The 3,349-nt window shown below is 65.8% G+C and carries 4 protein-coding genes and 1 pseudogene; 2 read left to right on the top strand and 3 right to left on the bottom strand.

Going from position 1 to position 3,349, the window contains the following annotated elements; all coding sequences use genetic code 11:
* Nucleotides 1-18: 18 nt before the first annotated feature.
* Nucleotides 19-198, top strand: a pseudogene (locus tag JF597_RS00115) (glutamate-cysteine ligase family protein); the annotation flags it as partial.
* A gap of 40 nt (nucleotides 199-238) precedes the next feature.
* Here the strand turns inward: JF597_RS00115 and JF597_RS00110 are convergent.
* A complete protein-coding gene (locus JF597_RS00110) occupies nucleotides 239-1,372 on the bottom strand; it encodes a glutathione-independent formaldehyde dehydrogenase (RefSeq protein WP_293986463.1) in 1,134 nt (377 codons plus the stop codon).
* Between the two features lie 162 nt (nucleotides 1,373-1,534).
* Here JF597_RS00110 and JF597_RS00105 point away from each other — a divergent pair, with 162 nt between their 5' ends.
* The gene (locus JF597_RS00105) at nucleotides 1,535-1,726 is read left to right on the top strand and encodes a hypothetical protein (RefSeq protein WP_079072041.1); all 192 of its coding nucleotides are present in this window, start codon (nucleotides 1,535-1,537) and stop codon (nucleotides 1,724-1,726) included.
* Nucleotides 1,727-1,920: 194 nt separating this feature from the next.
* Here JF597_RS00105 and JF597_RS00100 read toward each other — a convergent pair whose 3' ends face one another.
* Nucleotides 1,921-2,889, bottom strand: a complete 969-nt coding sequence (locus JF597_RS00100; protein ID WP_293986459.1) for an alpha/beta hydrolase — start codon at nucleotides 2,887-2,889, stop codon at nucleotides 1,921-1,923.
* Nucleotides 2,890-2,991: 102 nt separating this feature from the next.
* Nucleotides 2,992-3,309: an antibiotic biosynthesis monooxygenase gene (locus tag JF597_RS00095; RefSeq protein WP_293986457.1), complete on the bottom strand. Its 318-nt coding sequence runs from the start codon at nucleotides 3,307-3,309 to the stop codon at nucleotides 2,992-2,994.
* Nucleotides 3,310-3,349 lie beyond the last annotated feature (40 nt).

The following is a 3,349-nucleotide window of genomic DNA, read 5'->3' as shown; positions in this document are numbered from 1 at the left end:
CACAACGACGTGTCGTGGGTGAGTCAGGGCGGTGAGCCGTACTTACGGCAAACTCGGGTACGTCCGCGCCACCGTCGCCACCGTATCGGTCCCGTGCTCGTCGCCGCCTTCGCCAACTCCCCGATACAGGACGGGTGGCCCACCGGGTGGCGGTCCACCCGGCAGGACGTCTGGTCCCGGACGGATGCCGGTCGCTCACCCGTCACTTCCTGCGCAAGCCTGGCGCCGATCCGCAGTGCTACGGGTGCAGCACCACCTTCGTGAAGCCCTCGATCCGCTTGTCGAACTTGTCGTAGGCCGACGATGCCTGATCCAGGGGAAGTTCGTGGGAGACGACGAAGCTGGGCTTCGCCCTGCCATCGATGATCATGTCTCGCAGGAACCGGTTGTAACGCTTCACGTTGCACTGACCCGTACCCATCCGCAGGCCCTTCTCGAAGAGCCTGCCGATCGCGACGAGGAGCATGCCTTGCTTGGCCTGCTCGTCCGGGCCTCCAGGATCGGACGGGACATAGAGTCCGGGCACGCCGAGCGCTCCGGTGGGTCGGACGGTGCGGACGAGCGAGTTCAGAACGGTCGCCGGTTCCTCGTTGTCAGTCCCCTGCGCCGTCGCCTGGTAGCCGACGGCGTCCACGCCCTTGTCCGTGCCGATACCCTCGGTCTGCTCCTCGATCTGCTCGACCGGGTCACCCTCGGCGAAGTTGATCGGTACTGCGCCGATTTCCTCGGCCTTCTGTAGGCGCTCGGGGACTCGGTCCACGACGAACACCTTTCTCGCGCCGCGCAGCAGGGCCGAGTAGGCGGCCATGAGTCCAACTGGACCAGCGCCGTACACCGCGACACTCTCGCCCGGTCGGACCTGCGCGAGTTCACAACCGTGATAGCCAGTGGGAAAGATGTCAGCGAGCAGGATGAAATCGGTCTCGTGCTCGTTTCCCTGAGGAAGCTTCAGGCAGTTGAAGTCAGCGTACGGAACGCGTACGTACTCTGCCTGGCCGCCCTTCCAGGGCCCCATGGCCACATAGCCGTAAGCGCCGCCTGCGAAACCGGGATTGACGGTGATGCAGAATCCGGTATATCCCTCGACGCAGTTCATGCAGAAACCGCAGGCGACATTGAAGGGCATGACCACGCGGTCGCCCTCCTTGAGCGTGGTGACGCCCTGTCCGAGGTCTTCGATTACTCCCATGTTCTCGTGGCCGAAGACGATGCCGGGCTCCGCAGCAGTGCGGCCCTCGTACATGTGCAGATCGGAGCCACATATCGCGGTGGAGGTAACCCGTACGATCACGTCGTTCGGGTGCTGGATGGTGGGCTTTTCAACATCTTCGACCGCAACAGTGAACGGTCCCTTGTAAACGACGGCCTTCATGGCTGTCACCTCTGATCGAGATGGAAATGTTCGGCCCCGCTTGACCCCTTCTCCGCGTGACCCATCTCTCATGCTTCTCCGGCCTACGCGATTGGGCAAGTCGGTAATCTCAGAGGGAAAAACTGCTCCTGCCGCGCGAGGAATGGAGAGGAGGGGCGAGAAGTGTCAGCACAGCGACTGGGAACCCTGCTTGTCCCCGTGCCAGGTCTGTCCGGCACGATCTATCCGCCAGGAACGACCGTCACGGTCCGTGGTCGAGGCGCGACTGTCGATGCCTTCGTCAACGGCGACTGGCTTCCTCTGTCATGGTGGGAGTTCTCCGACGGTCTCCGCGAGGACATCGCCGACCGCTGACATCTCCTGCGCGCCGTTCGTACCTCGCATCGATGCAGTGCGACCACTCCATGGCGCTGAGGCGGCGCTGACTCGCACCTTCCATATCTTCGTCGTCCACGATCCACGGCCGAGAACGCACCCCCGTCGAACAGCTGAATCGTCACATCGGTCATGCGGCACGAGGGCAATTCAGTGAGATCGCGTTACGAGCTCTATGCGGCGGGGTCCGTGCGCAGGACTCGGGCGAGCCAGTCGGTGCGGGTTCGGCGGGACGCGGTCGAGATGTGTGCCTGCGGGTACAGAGCGTCGAATCCGTGGAAGCCGCCTGCCCAGACGTGGAGTTCGGCCTGGCCGCCGGCCGCCCAGATGCGGGTGGCGTAGTCGGTGTCCTCGTCGCGGAAGACTTCGGCGGAGCCGGTGTCGATGTAGGTGGTGGGCAGGCCTGCGAGGTCGTCGGCCAGGGCCGGGGAGACGTATGCGGGTACTTCGTCGTCGGTGAGGTCGCCCAGGAGGCAGCGCCATCCGAAGTCGTTCATCTCGCGGGTCCAGATGCCGGGCTCGTTCGAGTACTGGAGGCTGGAGGCGGTGGTGTTGCGGTGGTCGAGCATGGGGCCGATCAGGACTTGGGCGGCGATCGTCTGGGTGCCGAGGTCGCGGGCCAGCAGGGTGACGCCGGCGGCGAGGCCGCCGCCCGCGCTGGCGCCTGCGACGATGATCCGGGCGGGGTCGATGCCCAGTTCTGCGGCGTGTTCGGCAATCCAGAGCAGTCCCTGGTAACAGTCGTCGACCGGCATCATGCCTGAGGCCTCGGGCGCGAGCCGGTAGTCGACGGAGACGACGACGGCGCCGAACGCGTCGAGCCACTCCAGTGGGATGTCGATCTGTGAGAAGCGGTCGCCCATGACCATTCCGCCGCCGTGGATCCAGTAGACGCAGGGTGCGGTGGTGGTGCGATCGGTGTTCGCGGGGCTGAGGACGGACAAGGGGATAGTGGTGCCGTCCGGACTCGCAGCGGTGACCTCGCGCCGGTGGATCGCGCGACCTTCGAGGAGGGGTTCGACGGGCATCGAGGAGAAGGGGCGTACCTGCGCCAGCAATTCGGGGCTGAGCCTGGACATCAGCGGCATGTCGGCCAGGAGTTCACGCAGTTCGGGGTCGAGGGCGGGTCGTGCCGTAGCCATGGACGTGGCCTTTCGTGGGTGGTGGCGGGACGGTCGGGCGAGGAGGGCGCCCCTCGGCGGGCACCGAAGCGGCAGCGGCTGGGGTGCGGGGAGTTCGGCGGTTCAGAAGGCGGCTTTGCCGCGGACCGGGACGTAGTCGGTGTACTGCGACTCCTTGGCCAGCAGTCCCTCGATCTGCGTCACGATGGCCTGGGCGGCCTCGCCGGCGAAGATCCGGTGGTGGTCCTCCTCGCTGGTCCAGCCCTCGGTGACGTGGACGACGTCGGGGGCGGACGCGGACCGGGAGACGAGGTAGACGACGCAGTGTTCGCTCGCGCCGGGGCTGCCCTCGTCCAGGCCGGTCAGCAGCAGGTCGACCAGCCGGTCGCCCATGCCGGGCCTGGCGGTCAGGGTGGCGTTGAATCCGTACTGGGCAGTCATCGAAGACCTTCTTCTGCGTTGATGGAGTGGGCTGATTCCA

This window comes from Streptomyces sp. (genome assembly GCF_019510245.1).
Taxonomy (GTDB): domain Bacteria; phylum Actinomycetota; class Actinomycetes; order Streptomycetales; family Streptomycetaceae; genus Streptomyces.
Note: the sequence above shows the minus strand (reverse complement) of the source record. Positions and strands in the feature narration are given on the sequence as shown.